A 15918-nucleotide genomic window follows, 5' to 3' on the forward strand; every position below is an offset into this window, starting at 1 on the left:
GCACCGGCCCCCCTGCGCAGCACGCGCAGGGGGGCCGGTCGTCGTCCGCGTCAGCGTTGCACGAAGACCGCCACGCTGCGCGCCGGCACGGTGAAGGTGCCCGCCGCCCGGTCGAACGACGCGGTCCGTAGCGCCGGGTCGGCCGAGCCGGCCAGCACCGGGTGCAGGGCGGTGTCGGTGCCCCGCAGCCCGGTCACCGTCTGCTTCGCCGTCGCCGGGGTGGCGTTGAAGACCACGGTCACCGTCTTCCACCGGCCGCCGAGCCCCCGCGCGTCGAGGGTCATGGTGAGCACCCCCGGGGTCTCCTTCGCCCCGGACAGCGGGAACGCGACCCGCTGCTGCACCTGCGCGGCGGTGGTCAGCCCGAACACCGGCGAGGACCGTCGGATCCGCAGCAGCTCCGCGTACCGGGCGTCGGCCAGGTCGATCGCGGCGCAGCCGGGCACCAGGGCCGGGTCGGCCAGCAGCGGCTTGGCGTACGGCCACTTGTCCTGGTTGTCGGCCGCCGGGGGGAGCCCGGCACCGAAGCCGTTGCCCCGGGCGCAGTCCCAGCGGATCTGGTTGAACCAGTCACCGGAGTTGTAGGAGTTGCGGTCCAGCGACTTCGAGCGCAGCCGCTCCGACCCGGCCGCCACGAACCCGGTGCCCTGCCCGAGGGCGGTGGTGGCCAGGGCCAGCACCTGCATCCGGGCCCGGTCCGTCGCCGAGGTCCCGGTCGGCAGCTTGTACGCCAGCGCGTCGTACAGGATCTCGTTGTCGTGCGCGTCGACGTAGGTGACCGCCTCGCCGGGGGCGGCGGTGTAGCCGGCCGGCGAGCCGTTGTAGTCGACCTGCGCCCCGGTGACCTGCCGGCCGGCGGAGTCGGTGAACCGGTAGTCGCGCAGGTTGCCGGTCAACCCCACCTTGATCAGGTCCTGCTGGCGCAGCAGTCGGGCCTGCTGCTCGGCGGCGGTGCCGTTGACCGGGTCGCCGTTGGGGTCGGTGTACAGGCCGGAGGCGAAGCCCTGCACGCGCGGGTTGCCGTCGAACGGGCCGCCGCCGCGGACCGCGTCGCGGAGCCGGTCGTTGAAGGTGCCGATCCCGGTGCCGGCCATGTTGGCCTGGGTGGCCTGCACGAACCGGGCGTCGTCGGCGACCTCGCCGAAATTCCAGCCCTCGCCGTAGAGCAGGATCTTCTTCCCGTCGACGCCGTCGCGGGCCAGGGTCAACCGGTCCAGCGCGGCCCGCACGGCCAGGATGTTCGCCTTCGGGTGGTGGCCCATCAGGTCGAACCGGAAGCCGTCCACCTTGTACTGCTTCGCCCAGACCACCAGCGAGTCGACCACCAGCTTGCCCATCATGGCGTGCTCGGGGGCGGTGTTGGCGCAGCAGGTCGAGTTGGCGACGGTGCCGTCGTCGAGCAGCCGGTGGTAGTAGCCGGGCACCAGCTGGTCCAGCACCGACTTCTCGTCGGTGCCGGCGGCGGAGGTGTGGTTGTAGACCACGTCCAGCACCACCCGCAGGCCGGCGCCGTTGATCCCGGCGACCATGCGCCGGAACTCGGCGGTCCGCCGTGCCCCGTCCGGGTCGACGGCGTAGCCGCCCTCGGGGACGGTGTAGTGCAGCGGGTCGTACCCCCAGTTGTAGCCGTCGGTGTCGGCGACCGCCGCGACGCACGCCTGCTGCCGGTCGGAGTCCGGCGGCAGCGCCGCCAGGTCGCAGTCGGGCTGCCGCTGGTCGGCCCGCTTCTCCGGGATGGTGGCGAAGTCGAACACGGGCAGCAGGTGCAGGTAGTTGACCCCGGCGTCGCCGAGCGCCTTCAGGTGTTTCATGCCGGCCGTGCCCGGGTCGGTGAAGGCCAGGTAGGTGCCCCGCCGGTCGGCCGGCACGGTGTCGTCGGCGATGGAGAAGTCGCGTACCGACAGCTCGGAGACCTGCGCCTGTGACGCGGGCGGCGCGGCCGGCTTACGCAGCCCGGACCAGCCGGGCGGGGCGAGCGCCGGATCGGTCAGGTCGACGATCTGGCTGTGCGTGGAGTCCGCCGCGAGCGCCACCGAGTAGGGGTCGGTGACCGACGCGGTGACGATCTTCTGGGCGGCCGGTTGCCAGGCTTCCACCCGGTAGCGGTAGTAGCGGCCGGCCCAGTCGCGGCTGCCGCGTACCGACCAGACGCCGGTGCGGTCGTCGCGGCGCATCGCCACCGTGCGCGGCGACGCCGACGGCGTGTCGGACAGTTCGAGGGTGACGGTGCGGGCGGTGGGCGCCCAGACCGCGAGGGTGGGCACCTTACCGGCGAAGCTGACACCCAGCGTGGCGTCGGTGGCGGCGCGGTAGACGTCGTCGAGCACCCCGGGGACCTGCACCCCGGTCGCGCGCAGCAGCGCGCCCCGGGCGTCCCGCTCGGTCACCACGAGCTGCCCGCGCAGCGCCGCCGGCACCTTCGCCAGGTCGGCCCGGTCGAGGTGGAACGCCTGGTGGGCCCACAGGTGCGGGAAGGCCGCCCGCTGGGCCTCGGTGAGCCCGTTGCGCTGCGCCCGCAACGGCAACGAGGTGTACGTCCCGGACAGCTCGCCGTCGACCACCCCCAGCCCACCGGCCGGGGCGGCCACCAGGGCGTACGCCCTGCCGTCGGTCGGGCCGACGGCCCAGGTGACCGTGGACCTGTCGATCCACTGTGCCTGTTGTTTCGTGATGTCGAGGTCCTTCGTCGCCCCGGCGCCGGTGGCGGGCAGCAGCCGGCCGGGCACCCCGCCCAGCAGCCAGATCTCGTGGCCCACCCCGGTCAGGTCGAGTCGCTGGTCGTCGGGCTGATCCTTGGTGTCGCCCCGGTGGATGATGTAGTTCAACCCGGTCGCGCCGGCCGCCAGCGGCACCCGGAACAGCGCGCCGAACGAGTCCACCTTCTCGGGCGGCAGGGGGCTGGCCCAGTCGGTCGGGGTGGCCGCCCCGTCCCACAGGTGCAGGCCCCAGCCGGCGTAGTCGTTGTCGGCCTTGCGCCAGTGGATGATCGCGGTGTTCGGGTCGACGGGTGGGTCGGGTTGGCCGGTGGCGGCCTGCCGGGTGGGATAGAGCGCCGGGTCGCCCTGCTTGACCCAGACCTCACCGGTGGTGGTCACGTCGACGGTGCGGTCGTTGGCGACGTCCTTGGTGCCCGCCTTGTCGACCACGAGGAACCCGACGGACGTCGCGCCGGGCTTGAGCTTCACCCAGGCGAACCGGCCGTACGAATCCTCCCCGACGAACGGCTGCCCGGCGGGCCACTGCGTGACGTACGCCGGATCGATGTCACCCCAGGCGTAGAGGCCCCAGTCGGCGTAGTCCCCGGCGGGGCGCTGGTAGTGCACCACCAGCCAGTCCCGGGACGCGCCCTGCGCCGGGGTGCCGACCACGCCGGTCGACCGGGTGGCGGTCGTCCGCCCCTTCCCGTCGCGCACCACCGCCTTGTATTCGATCCGGGTGCCGCCGGCGAGCCCGGTCAGGTCGTGGTGCACGGTGTACGGCGCGGTGTGCGCGCTGCCCAGCAGCGTCCACTTTCCACCCGCGACCCGGGCGGCGACGGTGACGGTGGCCAGCGGGTCACCTGTCACCTGCGCGGTGACGGCGGCCCGGGTGGCGACCGGGTCGGTGCCCGGCTCGGTGAGGGTGACGGCCGGCTTCGCGGCGGCCTGCGGCACGGGCCGGCCGGCCCGGAGCACCACGGCCGACCCGGCGGGCACGGTCAGGCTCAGCTTTCCGTCGGTGCCGGCGGTCGGGGTGGCCGTGCCGCCGTAGATGCCGGTGAAGGTGGTGCCGGGGGACCAGGTCTGCACGGTGACAGTCTGCGGGGTACCGGCGTTGTTCACCGCGGCGAGGTACTCGGTGCGGTCGGCCGGGGAGATCCGGGAGAAGGCGAAGACGCCCGGCCCGTCGGCGGCGTACCGGGTGACCTGCACGCCGTCGCGCAGGGCGGGGTGCGCGGCCCGCAGCCGGCCCAGCTCGGCGATGGTCCGGTAGAGCGGGTGGGTGGTGTCGTACTGGTCGCTGGCGTGGGTGCGGGTGGTGCCGATCAGGTCGTCGTCGAGGTAGTCCGCCGTGCGGGTGGCGAACATGTCCTGCCGGGCGTCCTTGTCCCCGCCCGGCCCGGTGAAGCCCTGCTCGTCGCCGGAGTAGACCACCGGCTGCCCCCGGGTGAGGAACATCAGCTGGTGGGCGAGCCGGTCCCGGCCGAGCTGGCGGGCGTCGTCGCCCCCGCCGGCGGCGATGAACGAGCCGATCCGGCCCATGTCGTGGTTGCCGAGGAAGGTGGTCAGCCGGCCGGCGTCGGTGTCCCGGGCGGCGTACAGCGGGTCCTTGGCGTAGACGTCGGCCAGCGCCTTCGCCGAGCCGTCGGCGGTGACGTAGCCGCGCGCCGCCTCCTGGAAGGAGAAGTCGAGGGTGGCCGGCAGCCCGCCGCGCCGCACGTAGGTGGAGGTGACCTCCTGGTCGGCGCTGTAGACCTCGCCGAACATGAAGAAGTCCTTCTTCCCGGCCTTGTCGGCGGCGCGCTTGATGCCCTGGCTGAACTGCGGCCAGAAGTCGAGGTTGACGTGCTTGACCGTGTCCAGCCGGAACCCGTCGACGTCGGTGCTGGCGATCCAGTCGCCGTACGCCTTGGTCAGGCCCCTGACCACCTCGGGCCGCTCGGTCCACAGGTCGTCGAGACCGTAGAAGTCGCCGTACTCGCTGTTCTCGCCGGTGAAGGTGGAGTCACCCCGGTTGTGGTACATCGTCGGGTCGTTCAGCCACGCCGGGACCTTGACCTTCGCGTCGGCGGGAGTGGCGAAGGTCGGCGTGTACGCCCCGGAGTCCCGGTTCACCGTCGGGAAGGCCCGGGTGCCGTCGGCGTAGTTGCGGTCCTCGAACTCGCGTCCCTGCGCGTCGGTGTACGGCGACGTCTTCTTGTCGACGTAGGCGTACCTGTCCTCGGCGTACCTGATGACGTCGGCGGTGTGGTTGACGATGACGTCGAGGTAGACCCGGATGCCCCGCTGGTGGGCCAGCTTCACCAGCCGCTTCATCTCCTCGTTGGTGCCGAAGTGCGGGTCGACCTGGGTGAAGTCGGTGATCCAGTAGCCGTGGTAGCCGGCGGAGACGTCCGCGCCGCTGCCCTGCACGGGCCGGTTCTTGAACACCGGCGCGAGCCAGATGGCGGTGGTGCCGAGCCCTTGGATGTAGTCGAGCTTGTCGATGACGCCCTTGAGGTCGCCGCCGTGGTAGAAGCCCTTGTCGGTCGGGTCGAGGCCGGTACGCAGCCGGTCCCCGGTGAGGCCGCCGGTGTCGTTGCGGCGGTCGCCGTTGGCGAAGCGGTCCGGCAGGACAAAGTAGAACTGTTCGTTACGTCCCTTACCGGCGCCGGCGGCGAGCAGCGCGTCGGTGGAGGGTTCGGCACCCCACTGGGCGGCACCGGCCGCGGCGAGGGCGTCGATGGTGGACGGCCGGTCGGTGGCGTCGGCACCGAGTTGCCGGACGGCGACCGGGACGCCGACGAGAGCGAGGGTGAGGGTGGAGACCAGAGCGAGCAGCGCCTTGCGCGGCAGCGGGGGTGTCATCGACGGCCTTCCTATGGTCGCTGATTCGCCCGCACGCTAGCCCTTGCCGAAAAAATCTGCAATACCTTGCAAACACTGCGGCAATACGGCAGTAACCTTGCAGAACGCGGAATGAACGGTGCCGGCAGCACCCATGGCCGGACGGTGGCAGCGCCACGGTTGAACGGCCCATGGCCCGGACGGCGGTTGTGGGCGGCGCGGCGGACCGGCAGCCGGCGGGTCAGAGGCCGGAGCAGGGCACCCCGTCGACCGTGCACCGCGAGGGCCGGATGCTGCCGCCGGTGTTCTCGAAGTGGAACCGCAACGGCACCGAGGCACCGGGGCCGACGTTCACCCCGCTGGTGTACGTGAACACCCCGCCGGACATCCGGGGAGTGCCCTGCGGGGCGCCCTCGACCCACGAGGTGACCAGTCGACTGCCCGGTGGCGGCACCAACCGGACCGTCCACGGTCGGGACACCCGGTCGCGGTTGTAGAGCAGCACCTCACCGATGAACGCCTGGTTGTTCCAGCTGTCCCGCACGCTGAACCGGCCGGTGACCGGCGACGACGGCGGCGCGGCGGGCGGTGGCGGTGCGGGTGTGGTGGGTCGGGGCTGCTCTACGCCCGGCTCGTCGGGCGGTGACCCGACCCCACCGGCCGGCGGTGCGGGCACGTCGTCCCCGGCCGACGGCGGCACGACCACCACGGGCACCTCGACCGGAGGCGGGTCGGTGCGGCGGGGCGTCAGCCCGGGGACGACCGGTTCGGGCAGGTTCGCCGCCACCCGGGCCGGGTTGGTCGCCCCCGAGCCCGGCAGCGAGTACGTCGGCAGCGGATCGGCCGGCCGGGCCTCGAACGCCGGCCCCCGGCTGCGGTACGACGCCAACGCGACGATCAGGAGCACCACCATCACCAGCACGCCGGTGGCGACCACGACCCATGGCGACGACGCCAGCGCACCCGCTCCGTGTGCCCGCGGTTGCGCGCGACGCATGCCGGACATGACCCTCCCTGGTCGGCCCCGTCCGAGAAGAGTAACGATTCAGGCGATTGTCGGAAAGTACCCAACGTCCGGACTTTGTCCTAACCGGACAGTCCGTTCGTCCCGTCAGCCGCGCACCCGCAGGGCGTCCACCTGGAAGTAGACCCCGCCGCGTTTGACCGCCCAGATGGTGTACTTCCCGGCCGGCAGCCCCTGCACGCTGAACACGGTCTGCTGCGGCTGGTAACGGTGCGCCCGCGCGCTCACCCGCTCCTGCTTCACCGGTCGCCCGGCGGCATCGACGACCCACACGTCAGCGTCACCGTACTCGGGGTCCCGCGAGGTGATGTAGTCCAGGCCGGTGCCGGTGAAGGTGAAGCTGAACGAGTCCCCGTCGTGGATGGTGTAGTGCACGTCGTTCCGGTGGTCGCCGTACGGCCGGTTCCGGGAGACCGCCCACCGTCCCCGGTAGGTGATGCCGGGGGCGTCGTCGTTGAGCAGCGTGGCCGGCGGCGGCGTCAGGGCCACGGTCGGCGGCGACACCGACGCCGACGGGCTGGCCGACCGGGACGCGACGGGCGTCCGACCCGGTGCCGGTGGGACCACGCCGGTTCCGTCGCCGCTGGTGGCCCGCCGGGTGCGGGTGGGCGACGGCGACGGCGTCGCCGACGCCGGCCCGGTCGTCACCGGCACCCCGGGCACCATCACGGCCTCGCTGCGTGACCCGGCGCCGTGCTCGGCGTACCGATCGTGACCCAGCACCGCCACCAGCGCCTTGACCAGCAGCAGGAGCAGCACGATCACCCCGATCGAGGCGAGCAGCCAGGGGGTCGCGGCGACCGCCTGGGGCAGTCGGGACGTCCACCGCTTTCCACGGGTGCCCGGCATGGCCCTCCTCGGTCGACCCTGTACGCAGAGATTAGCGACCGTCCGGTAGGGATGATCACCGGGGGCGTGGCAGGGGCGACCCGGCGGTCAGCCGGTCCGGATGACGGTGCAGATCGCCGGGCCGTCCTCGGTGCCGCGCAGCAGGTAACGGTAGCGTTCCCCGGGCACCGCCCGGCCCTGGCTGTCCAGGAACTCCCAGCGCACCGACACCATCGTCAGCAGGGCGGAGACCGGCTCCACCTCCTCGATCAGCGCGTGCGCCGCGACCAGTTCCCGTTCCCGGTAGTCGGGCGCGGCCCCGACGAAGGAGAGCGCGACCGCCGCCATCGTGCTGAACGAGAAGCTGTAGGTGTCGGCGACCACCAGCCCCGGCAGGGCGTAGCAGCCGGCGATGGTGGGCACGTCGCCGGTGGTGAGCGCCACCCCGTACCTGTCGAAGAAGTCGCTCAACGTGTCGAGGTCGGTGGAAGCTCTCACGGCGTCACCAATTGCCGTCCCCGGCCGCCGGCAAACCTCACCGGGGCGGGATACGCACCTCGATCTCCGCGCCGAGCCGCGCGTCGCCGGCCAGGTCCAGGTCGTCGCCGCTCCAGAACCGGCCCGGGTCGTACCAGTTCGGCCGCCGGCCGGGCGGCAGCAGCCCCATCGCCTCGTAGGTCACCGCCACCACCTCGGCGCAGTACGCGGTCTCCAGCGCACTGTCACCCGCCGGCAGGTCGGCCCGCTCGTCGGCCCGGTCCCGCCGGCCCGGCAGCGGCAGGCGCAGCTGCGGCACCCGCCCCCGGGCCCACCGCCAGGCCAACTGGGCGGTGGACGGGAACGGGGTGCCGTCGAGCCGGGCCACCGTCCGCAGCACCGCCTGCTCCATCGTCGGATCGGCCGACGGTTCGAGCTGACGCAGCCAGGCCCGCTGGCCGTACCGGTTGGCCCAGACGCAGACCGCGTCGCGCAGGTCGTGCAGCTGCACACCCCGCTGGTGGGTGCCGGTCCACATGTCCCGCAGCGACCGGCCCAGCTCGGCGTGCCACATCAGCGGGGGCATGTCGTCCAGCACCACCGCCATGCCGACGTGGTTGACGGGACTGTTGGTGGTGAACTGGATGGCCCGGTCCGGCACGCTGCGCCCCCGGAACACCCAGACGTCACCGGTACGGGTCAGGTCGACGGCCTCGTCCAGGCTGATGCTCATGGGCGTCTACCCTAGGCCGATGCGGCAACGGATGCAGTGGTGGAAGGTCCTCGGGTTGGCCGGTCTCGCGGGGGTCGCCGCGACCGGGGTGGTCGTCGCCCGCGCCGAGCGGCGGCGTCGCGCGTACACCCCGGAGGAGATCCGCGACCGGCTGCGGGAGCGGCACGCCCAGGCCGCGACGTCCGGCGACGACCCGGCCTGACCGGTTCCGCGGCGACCCGACGCCGATCCACCACGGCCGAGGTCCACGGTGGTCCCGACGGGACGGTCCGACGGGCCGTCGGCGGCTAGGCTCCCCGGCATGGACGACGCGGTCGAGCGGCAACCCTTCGTGTTGGCACCGCCCCCAGCGCCGGTGGAGCGGCACGGCCAGGTCGACCTGCACCTGCCGGCCGGTGACGGTCCGCACCCCGTGGTGGTGATCGTGCACGGCGCCCCCCTTCCGCCGGGCGCGCCGGACCCCCGGGACTGGCTGCTCTACCGGGGCTACGGGGCGCTCCTCGCCGAGCAGGGCCTGGTCGCCGCCGTCGTCAGCTACCGGGTCACCGACCTGGCCGGGCTGCCCGCCACCGCCGACGAGATCGCCGGCCTGGTCGAGGCCGTCCGGGCCGACCCCCGGGTCGACCCGCAGCGGGTGGTGCTCTGGTTCTTCTCCGGCGGCAGCCTGTTCTCGGCCGACTGGCTGCGCGTCGCGCCGGCCTGGGTGCGGGGCATCGCGCTGACCTATCCGCTGCTCGTCCCGCTGCCCGGCTGGGAGGTGCCGGCACGGTTCCTGCCCCTCGACGCCCTCGGCACGGGCTCGACGACGCCTGTGGTGCTGACCCGGGCCGGGCAGGACAAGCTCCCCGGGCTGCTGGCCGGCATCGCGGCGTTCCTCGACGCCGCCACCCAGGTCGGGCGACAGGTGCGCCTGGTGGAGGTGCCGGACGGCCAGCACGCCTTCGACATCCTGGACCACACCGCGCAGTCCCGCGAGGCCGTCCGGGCGGCCCGGGACGCGGTGGTCGACCTGATCCGCGCCGACTGAGCGGGGTCCACCACCCACCGCACCGGGTCCGGTGACCGACCGGATGTCCGGTTCGTCGCGGGGGTCGAGCACCGGACCGGTGCGTTCGTGCCCGATCGTCCCGTGGCCGGGGCCACTCCCACGGCGGAATCGCCGCCGGGGGCGGGGCGTTGTACCTGGCATACCACCGCCACTCCCCCGCCCGAGGGGGACGGCCCCGGAACCCCGATCGCGGAATGCGGTCGCCACCGGGTCGGTTGACAATCCCCGGACGCCCGAGCAGGTCCCCCCGATCGCCTGGCGATCCCCCGAACTTCCGGCCACGCCCCACCCCCCTGTGGGCGTGCGCCACACCCCCGATGCAGAGGAGCACGCGACCATGCGTACCGATCTGATCCGCAAGACCGCCCTGACCGCTGCCGGCCTCGCCTTCACCACCGGCGCCATCGCCGGCCCGCTGACCGCCGCCTACGCCGTCGAGGCCCGCACCGGCGCACCCGCCGCCGTTCAGGCCGAGCGCCGGCCCGCCGGCGAGCGTGAGCTGACGATGGACTACCAGGCGCAGCCGAACTTCTACTACTGCGGCCCCGCCGCGACCCGCAACGCCCTGTCCGTCCAGGGCAAGAACATCGACGTCGACGCCATGGCCAAGGAGATGCGCACCACCGAGGCCGGCACCGACAGCATCAACGACATCACCCCCGTGCTGAACAAGGAGACCGGCCGCAAGGCGTACGAGAGCACCGAGATCCGCGGCGCCAAGGCCGACGACAAGCAGACCGACGAGCTGCGCGCCGACATCGTGCGTACCGTCGACGACGGTCGGGCCGTGGTGGCCAACATCGCCGGCACCGCGGTGGACACCGACGGCAACGCCCACTCCTTCGAGGGTGGCCACTACATCAGCGTCATCGGCTACCGCGACGGTGGGAAGACCGTGACCATCGGTGACTCGGCCAACCCGGACACCGCGTCCTACCGGATGAGCGTGGACAACCTCGCCGACTGGATCGCCACCCGCGGCTACTCGTCCTGACCCGCTACCCGTCCTGACCCCGGACACCGATCGGGCCGCCCCCACCCGGGGGCGGCCCGATCGTCGTCGGTACCGCCAGCTCGCTCCCGTGCCCGGGGGGGCCGTAGCGGTGGCGGCTCAGCGGTCGGTGCCGGCCGCCACCGGTTCGGCCTCGTCGGCGGTCGTCGTCGACTCCAGCCGGCGGGCCCGGCGGCGCAGCCACCAGGTGCTGGCCACCCCGCCGAGCACGGCCAGGACCAGGCCGGCCCAGGAGATGTCCTTGAGCCAGTGCTCGGCCGCCCGGCCCAGGGTGTAGAGCAGGTAGGTCGTGCCGAAGGCCCAGACCAGGCCGCCGGCCGCGTTGGCCACCAGGAACCGCCGGTACGGCACGTGCAGCGCGCCGGCCAGCGGCCCGGCCAGGATGCGCAGCAGGGCGACGAACCGGCCGAAGAACACCGCCCAGACGCCGTGCCGGGCGAAGCTCTGCTCGGCGCGGGCGAGCTGTGCGGGCCCCAGGTGTTTCGGGAAGCGCCGGCCCAGCCGGGCCAGCAGCGGACGGCCGCCCCGGCGACCCACCGCGTAGCCGACGGAGTCGCCGACGATCGCGCCGAACGCCGCGGCGGTGGCGACCCAGTGCGGCTCGACCACCCCGGTCGCGGCCAGCAGGGCGGAGCTGACCAGCACGATCTCGCCCGGCAACGGGACACCCATGCTCTCGACGCCGATCACCCCGGCGACGATCAGGTAGACCACCCCCGGGGGAAGTGCTACGAGCCAGTGCTGAACGTCGACCACTGCGGCACCCCTTCCGACCCGACCTCGAACCCTACCCGCGCCGGACGGGCCGGGCGGGCCCCGCAGCGGGGTGTGGTCAGCGGGGTGCGAGCAGACCGCGCGCGGCCATGAAGGCACGCAACGTCTCGGCGTCCCCGGGGGACATCAACCAGCGGGGGATCACCGTCGCCGGCATCCGACCGACGTACACGATCCAGAAGTCGCCGGCCTCCCGCACCCGGGCCACCCCGTCCCAGGCGATGCCCCCGGACTCCGAGCCGCTGCGCATCATGATGTTGTCGTCGGTGATGTCGTAGCCGCCCTCGACCGCGTAGTCGTCGGAGCGGCGTCGGGCCCGCCAGCGCACCCAGGGCGCGTAGAGCATCGACAGCAGCCCGCCCACGAGCAGCACCAGCCACAGCGACGAGAGCCGGCCGCCCCAGGAGACCAGCAGACCGGCCGCCCCGGCCGCCGCCAGCGCCGCGCCGATGAGGGTGAACCGGCGCAACCGGACGCTGCTGAGCGCGGCGGCCACCCGGCCCGGGTAGGCGGGGTCGGCGGGGACGTCGAAACGGATGTGCACGCGGAAACGATAGTGCGGCGCGGCGGCGGTGGCTCAGTCGAGGCAGAACTCGTTGCCCTCGACGTCCTGCATCACCAGGCACGACTCGTCGTGCCCGTCGGCGGGCAGCAGGCGTACCCGGGTCGCGCCGAGGGCGACCAGCCGGGCGCACTCCGCCTCCAGCGCGGCCAACCGCTCCGCACCGACCAGGCCGGGGCCGATCCGCACGTCGAGGTGCAGCCGGTTCTTGACCACCTTGCCCTCGGGCACGCGCTGGAAGAACAGTCGCGGGCCCACGCCGGTGGGGTCGACGCAGGCGAACGCGGAGCCCTGCCGCTCGGGCGGCAGGGCGCTGTCGAACGCGCCCCAGTCGGCGAACCCCGGCGGGGGTGGGGGCACGACGTAACCGAGCACCGCGCACCAGAAGCGGGCGACCCGTTCGGGCTCCGCGCAGTCGAAGGTGACCTGGACCTGCTTGACCGACGCCATCGGCACACCGTAGCGGCGGGGTCCGACACGACGGCGGTCAGCGACCGGGGGCCGACCGCTCCGTCCGGGCGGGCAGCGGGGCGACGAACTCCAGCCGGTTGCCGTGCGGGTCGGCGGTGTGGAAGCGGCGCATCCCGGGCAGCTCGTCGTCGTCACCCCAGGTGACCGGGTGGCCGGCGCGGGCCAGCCGGTCGGCGAGGGCGTCGAGGTCGGGGCGCAGCAGGGCGGGGTGCGCCTTGCGGGCGGGCCGGAAGTCGGCCTCGACGCCGAGGTGCAGTTCGGCGTCGTACCCGGTGAACCAGCAGCCGCCACGGGCGGCGAGGGCCGGGGGTTTGGGTTTCTCGGTCAGGCCGAGGATGCCCACGTAGAAGGCCCGGGACGCGTCCTCGGCACCGGGCGGGCAGGCGAGCAGCACATGATGGATCATGGTGGCACCTCCTCGTCCCGAACCCTGGCACGAGGTTGCGTGGATAGCAAGACGGACGTACGGTTTTGTTGGAAGACGACGAATCGGCAGTAAGTGTTACCTAACCTGGGCGACGTTCCGCCCGGTGCGACAGACTGCTCAGGACTACTCACGGTCGCTGGTGTGAAGGAGTACGACGTGGCGAGCCTCGACACCTTCGGTGCGAAGACCCAGCTACGCGTCGGAGACGCGAGCTACGAGATTTTCAGGATCAGCCAGGTGCCGGGGCACGACAGACTGCCCTACAGCTTGAAGATCCTGCTGGAGAACCTGCTGCGGACCGAGGACGGCGCGAACATCACCGCCGACCACATCTCCCAGCTCGGCGCGTGGGACCCCACCGCCGACCCGAGCGTGGAGATCCAGTTCACCCCGGCGCGGGTGCTGATGCAGGACTTCACCGGCGTACCCTGCGTGGTCGACCTGGCCACCATGCGCGAGGCGGTCCGCGACCTCGGCGGCGACGCCACCAAGGTCAACCCCCTCGCACCGGCCGAGCTGGTCATCGACCACTCGGTCATCGCCGACCTGTTCGGCCGCGAGGACGCCTTCGCCCGCAACGTCGAGCTGGAGTACGAGCGCAACAGGGAGCGCTACCAGTTCCTGCGCTGGGGCCAGACCGCGTTCAACGAGTTCAAGGTCGTCCCGCCCGGCACCGGCATCGTGCACCAGGTCAACATCGAGTACCTGGCCCGTACGATCATGGCGCGCGCAGAGGCGTCTGGAGTCATGCAGGCGTACCCGGACACCGTCGTCGGCACCGACTCGCACACCACCATGGTCAACGGCCTGGGTGTGCTGGGCTGGGGCGTCGGCGGCATCGAGGCCGAGGCCGCGATGCTCGGCCAGCCGGTCAGCATGCTCATCCCCCGGGTCGTCGGCTTCAAGCTCTCCGGTGAGATGCCGGCCGGCACCACCGCCACCGACCTGGTGCTCACCATCACCGAGATGCTGCGCAAGCACGGCGTGGTCGGCAAGTTCGTCGAGTTCTACGGCCCCGGCGTCGGCGCCGTGCCACTGGCCAACCGGGCCACCATCGGCAACATGTCCCCCGAGTACGGCTCCACCGTCGCGATCTTCCCGATCGACGCCGAGACCGTCCGCTACCTGGAGCTGACCGGCCGCGACGCCTCCCAGGTGGCGCTCGTCGAGGCGTACGCCAAGGAGCAGGGGCTCTGGCACGACCCGGAGCGTGAGCCGGCGTACTCCGAGCGCCTGGAGCTGGACCTGGGCACCATCGAGCCGTCCCTGGCCGGGCCGAAGCGCCCGCAGGACCGGGTGCCGCTCGGGGCCGCCAAGACGCTGTTCCGCTCGGCGCTGACCGACTACGTCGCCGACGACTCCGCCGGTGAGCGCGACCTCAAGCCCGGCGTCGCCCGCGAGCAGCTGCCCCGGGGCGCGAACGGCCCGGCCGACGAGGCCAGCGCCGAGTCGTTCCCGGCCAGCGACCCGCCCGCCAACGACTTCAGCGACCCGGCCGACGAGCCGCGCGACCTGGAGACCGCCGCCGTCGGCGCCGGGGGCCGGGCCAGCAACCCGGTCCGGGTCACCGGCAGCGACGGCGTGGAGTACGAGCTGGACCACGGCGCGGTCGTGATCGCCGCGATCACCTCCTGCACCAACACCTCCAACCCGCAGGTGATGATCGGGGCCGCGCTGCTGGCCCGCAACGCCGTCGACAAGGGCCTGAGCCGCAAGCCGTGGGTCAAGACCACCCTGGCGCCCGGCTCCAAGGTCGTCATGGACTACTACGAGCGGGCCGGCCTCACGCCGTACCTCGACAAGCTCGGCTTCAACCTGGTCGGCTACGGCTGCACCACCTGCATCGGCAACTCCGGCCCGCTGCCGGAGGAGGTCTCCGCCGCCGTCAACTCCGGCGACCTGGCCGTCGTGTCGGTGCTGTCCGGCAACCGGAACTTCGAGGGCCGGATCAACCCGGACGTCAAGATGAACTACCTGGCGTCCCCGCCGCTGGTGGTGGCGTACGCGCTGGCCGGCACGATGGACATCGACCTGGCCAACGAGCCGCTCGGCGAGGACACCAAGGGCGAGCCGGTCTACCTGCGCGACATCTGGCCCAACACCGCCGAGATCCAGGACGTCATCGCCCAGGCGATCGGCGCGACCGGGTTCAGCGCCGCGTACGCCGACGTGTTCGCCGGTGACGAGCGCTGGCAGTCGCTGCCCACCCCGACCGGCGACACGTTCGCCTGGGCCGACGACTCCACCTACGTCCGCAAGCCCCCGTACTTCGAGGGCATGCAGCAGGAGCCGAGCCCGGTCGTCGACATCGCCGACGCCCGGGTGCTGGCCAAGCTGGGCGACTCGGTCACCACCGACCACATCTCCCCGGCCGGCGCGATCAAGGCCGACTCCCCCGCCGGCCGGTACCTCGCCGAGCACGGCGTGCCGCGCCACGAGTTCAACTCGTACGGCTCCCGCCGGGGCAACCACGAGGTGATGATCCGGGGCACCTTCGCCAACATCCGGCTGCGTAACCAGCTGGTCCCCGGAGTGGAGGGCGGCTTCACCGTCAACCACCTCACCGGCGAGCAGACCACGATCTACGACGCCTCCACCGCCTACCAGGAAGCCGGCGTGCCGCTGGTCATCCTGGCCGGCAAGGAGTACGGCTCCGGCTCGTCGCGGGACTGGGCGGCCAAGGGGACCATGCTGCTCGGCGTCCGGGCGGTCATCGCCGAGTCCTACGAGCGCATCCACCGGTCCAACCTGATCGGGATGGGCGTGCTGCCGTTGCAGTTCCCGGTGGACACCACCGCCGAGTCGCTCGGCCTCACCGGTGCGGAGACCTTCTCCATCACCGGGGTGACCGCACTCAACGACGGTGACACCCCGCGTACGGTGCGGGTCAGCACCGACACCGGCGTGGAGTTCGACGCGGTGGTCCGGATCGACACCCCGGGCGAGGCGGACTACTACCGCCACGGCGGCATCCTCCAGTACGTGCTGCGCCGCATGATCGCGAGCTGACGTACCCCGTGCACGGAACGGGCCCCCT

13 protein-coding genes are annotated in these 15918 nt (G+C 72.7%); 4 read left to right on the forward strand and 9 right to left on the reverse strand.

The window, feature by feature from the left end; all coding sequences use genetic code 11:
• Positions 1-50: 50 nt before the first annotated feature.
• From pulA to ACN261_RS30530, 5 genes are all read right to left on the reverse strand, one after another.
• Positions 51-5546: a pullulanase-type alpha-1,6-glucosidase gene (pulA, locus tag ACN261_RS30510; RefSeq protein WP_425853477.1), complete on the reverse strand. Its 5496-nt coding sequence runs from the start codon at positions 5544-5546 to the stop codon at positions 51-53.
• A 220-nt stretch (positions 5547-5766) separates the two neighbouring features.
• Positions 5767-6531: a cellulose binding domain-containing protein gene (locus ACN261_RS30515; protein ID WP_425853478.1), complete on the reverse strand. Its 765-nt coding sequence runs from the start codon at positions 6529-6531 to the stop codon at positions 5767-5769.
• Between the two features lie 105 nt (positions 6532-6636).
• Entirely contained in the window at positions 6637-7398 is a 762-nt protein-coding gene (locus ACN261_RS30520; RefSeq protein WP_425853479.1) for a hypothetical protein, read from the reverse strand.
• Between the two features lie 87 nt (positions 7399-7485).
• Complete coding sequence (locus ACN261_RS30525) at positions 7486-7875, reverse strand: hypothetical protein (protein WP_204926130.1); 390 nt, start codon at positions 7873-7875, stop codon at positions 7486-7488.
• Between the two features lie 37 nt (positions 7876-7912).
• A complete protein-coding gene (locus ACN261_RS30530; protein ID WP_421483301.1) occupies positions 7913-8587 on the reverse strand; it encodes a hypothetical protein in 675 nt (224 codons plus the stop codon).
• A gap of 19 nt (positions 8588-8606) precedes the next feature.
• Between ACN261_RS30530 and ACN261_RS30535 the strand changes: the two genes are divergently transcribed.
• The 3 genes from ACN261_RS30535 (at position 8607) to ACN261_RS30545 (ending at position 10629) form a co-directional block, all read left to right on the forward strand.
• A complete protein-coding gene (locus ACN261_RS30535; RefSeq protein WP_204926255.1) occupies positions 8607-8789 on the forward strand; it encodes a hypothetical protein in 183 nt (60 codons plus the stop codon).
• 99 nt (positions 8790-8888) lie between these two features.
• On the forward strand, positions 8889-9614 hold the full coding sequence (locus ACN261_RS30540; protein ID WP_421483302.1) for an alpha/beta hydrolase: 726 nt from the start codon (positions 8889-8891) through the stop codon (positions 9612-9614).
• 358 nt (positions 9615-9972) lie between these two features.
• Entirely contained in the window at positions 9973-10629 is a 657-nt protein-coding gene (locus ACN261_RS30545) for a C39 family peptidase (RefSeq protein ID WP_421483303.1), read from the forward strand.
• A gap of 117 nt (positions 10630-10746) precedes the next feature.
• On the opposite strand, the gene ACN261_RS30550 is transcribed toward ACN261_RS30545, so the two are convergent.
• The 4 genes from ACN261_RS30550 to ACN261_RS30565 all read right to left on the reverse strand — a co-directional run bounded on the left by ACN261_RS30550 (position 10747) and on the right by ACN261_RS30565 (position 12860).
• The gene (locus ACN261_RS30550) at positions 10747-11403 is read right to left on the reverse strand and encodes a DedA family protein (protein ID WP_421483304.1); all 657 of its coding nucleotides are present in this window, start codon (positions 11401-11403) and stop codon (positions 10747-10749) included.
• A gap of 76 nt (positions 11404-11479) precedes the next feature.
• Positions 11480-11965, reverse strand: a complete 486-nt coding sequence (locus ACN261_RS30555; protein WP_425853480.1) for a YcxB family protein — start codon at positions 11963-11965, stop codon at positions 11480-11482.
• A gap of 33 nt (positions 11966-11998) precedes the next feature.
• Positions 11999-12433 (reverse strand): VOC family protein, encoded by a 435-nt coding sequence (locus ACN261_RS30560; protein ID WP_421483306.1) that lies wholly within the window; start codon positions 12431-12433, stop codon positions 11999-12001.
• A gap of 37 nt (positions 12434-12470) precedes the next feature.
• Positions 12471-12860 (reverse strand): VOC family protein, encoded by a 390-nt coding sequence (locus ACN261_RS30565; RefSeq protein WP_425853481.1) that lies wholly within the window; start codon positions 12858-12860, stop codon positions 12471-12473.
• Between the two features lie 162 nt (positions 12861-13022).
• Here ACN261_RS30565 and ACN261_RS30570 point away from each other — a divergent pair, with 162 nt between their 5' ends.
• Positions 13023-15890 carry an aconitate hydratase gene (locus ACN261_RS30570; RefSeq protein ID WP_425853482.1) on the forward strand — a complete coding sequence of 956 codons (2868 nt, stop codon included), beginning with the start codon at positions 13023-13025 and terminating at the stop codon, positions 15888-15890.
• Positions 15891-15918 lie beyond the last annotated feature (28 nt).

Origin of the sequence: Micromonospora sp. WMMD723, from assembly GCF_049863385.1 — a bacterium.
GTDB lineage: Bacteria > Actinomycetota > Actinomycetes > Mycobacteriales > Micromonosporaceae > Micromonospora > Micromonospora wenchangensis.

Excerpts from the sequence above, each read along its gene's own strand:
- ACN261_RS30530 (WP_421483301.1), bottom strand. The coding sequence starts at position 8,587 with ATGAGCATCAGCCTGGACGAGGCCGTCGACCTGACCCGTACCGGTGAC.
- ACN261_RS30545 (WP_421483303.1), top strand. The coding sequence starts at position 9,973 with ATGCGTACCGATCTGATCCGCAAGACCGCCCTGACCGCTGCCGGCCTC.
- ACN261_RS30535 (WP_204926255.1), top strand. The coding sequence starts at position 8,607 with ATGCGGCAACGGATGCAGTGGTGGAAGGTCCTCGGGTTGGCCGGTCTC.
- ACN261_RS30565 (WP_425853481.1), bottom strand. The coding sequence starts at position 12,860 with ATGATCCATCATGTGCTGCTCGCCTGCCCGCCCGGTGCCGAGGACGCG.
- ACN261_RS30520 (WP_425853479.1), bottom strand. The coding sequence starts at position 7,398 with ATGCCGGGCACCCGTGGAAAGCGGTGGACGTCCCGACTGCCCCAGGCG.
- pulA (WP_425853477.1), bottom strand. The coding sequence starts at position 5,546 with ATGACACCCCCGCTGCCGCGCAAGGCGCTGCTCGCTCTGGTCTCCACC.
- ACN261_RS30515 (WP_425853478.1), bottom strand. The coding sequence starts at position 6,531 with ATGTCCGGCATGCGTCGCGCGCAACCGCGGGCACACGGAGCGGGTGCG.
- ACN261_RS30540 (WP_421483302.1), top strand. The coding sequence starts at position 8,889 with ATGGACGACGCGGTCGAGCGGCAACCCTTCGTGTTGGCACCGCCCCCA.
- ACN261_RS30560 (WP_421483306.1), bottom strand. The coding sequence starts at position 12,433 with ATGGCGTCGGTCAAGCAGGTCCAGGTCACCTTCGACTGCGCGGAGCCC.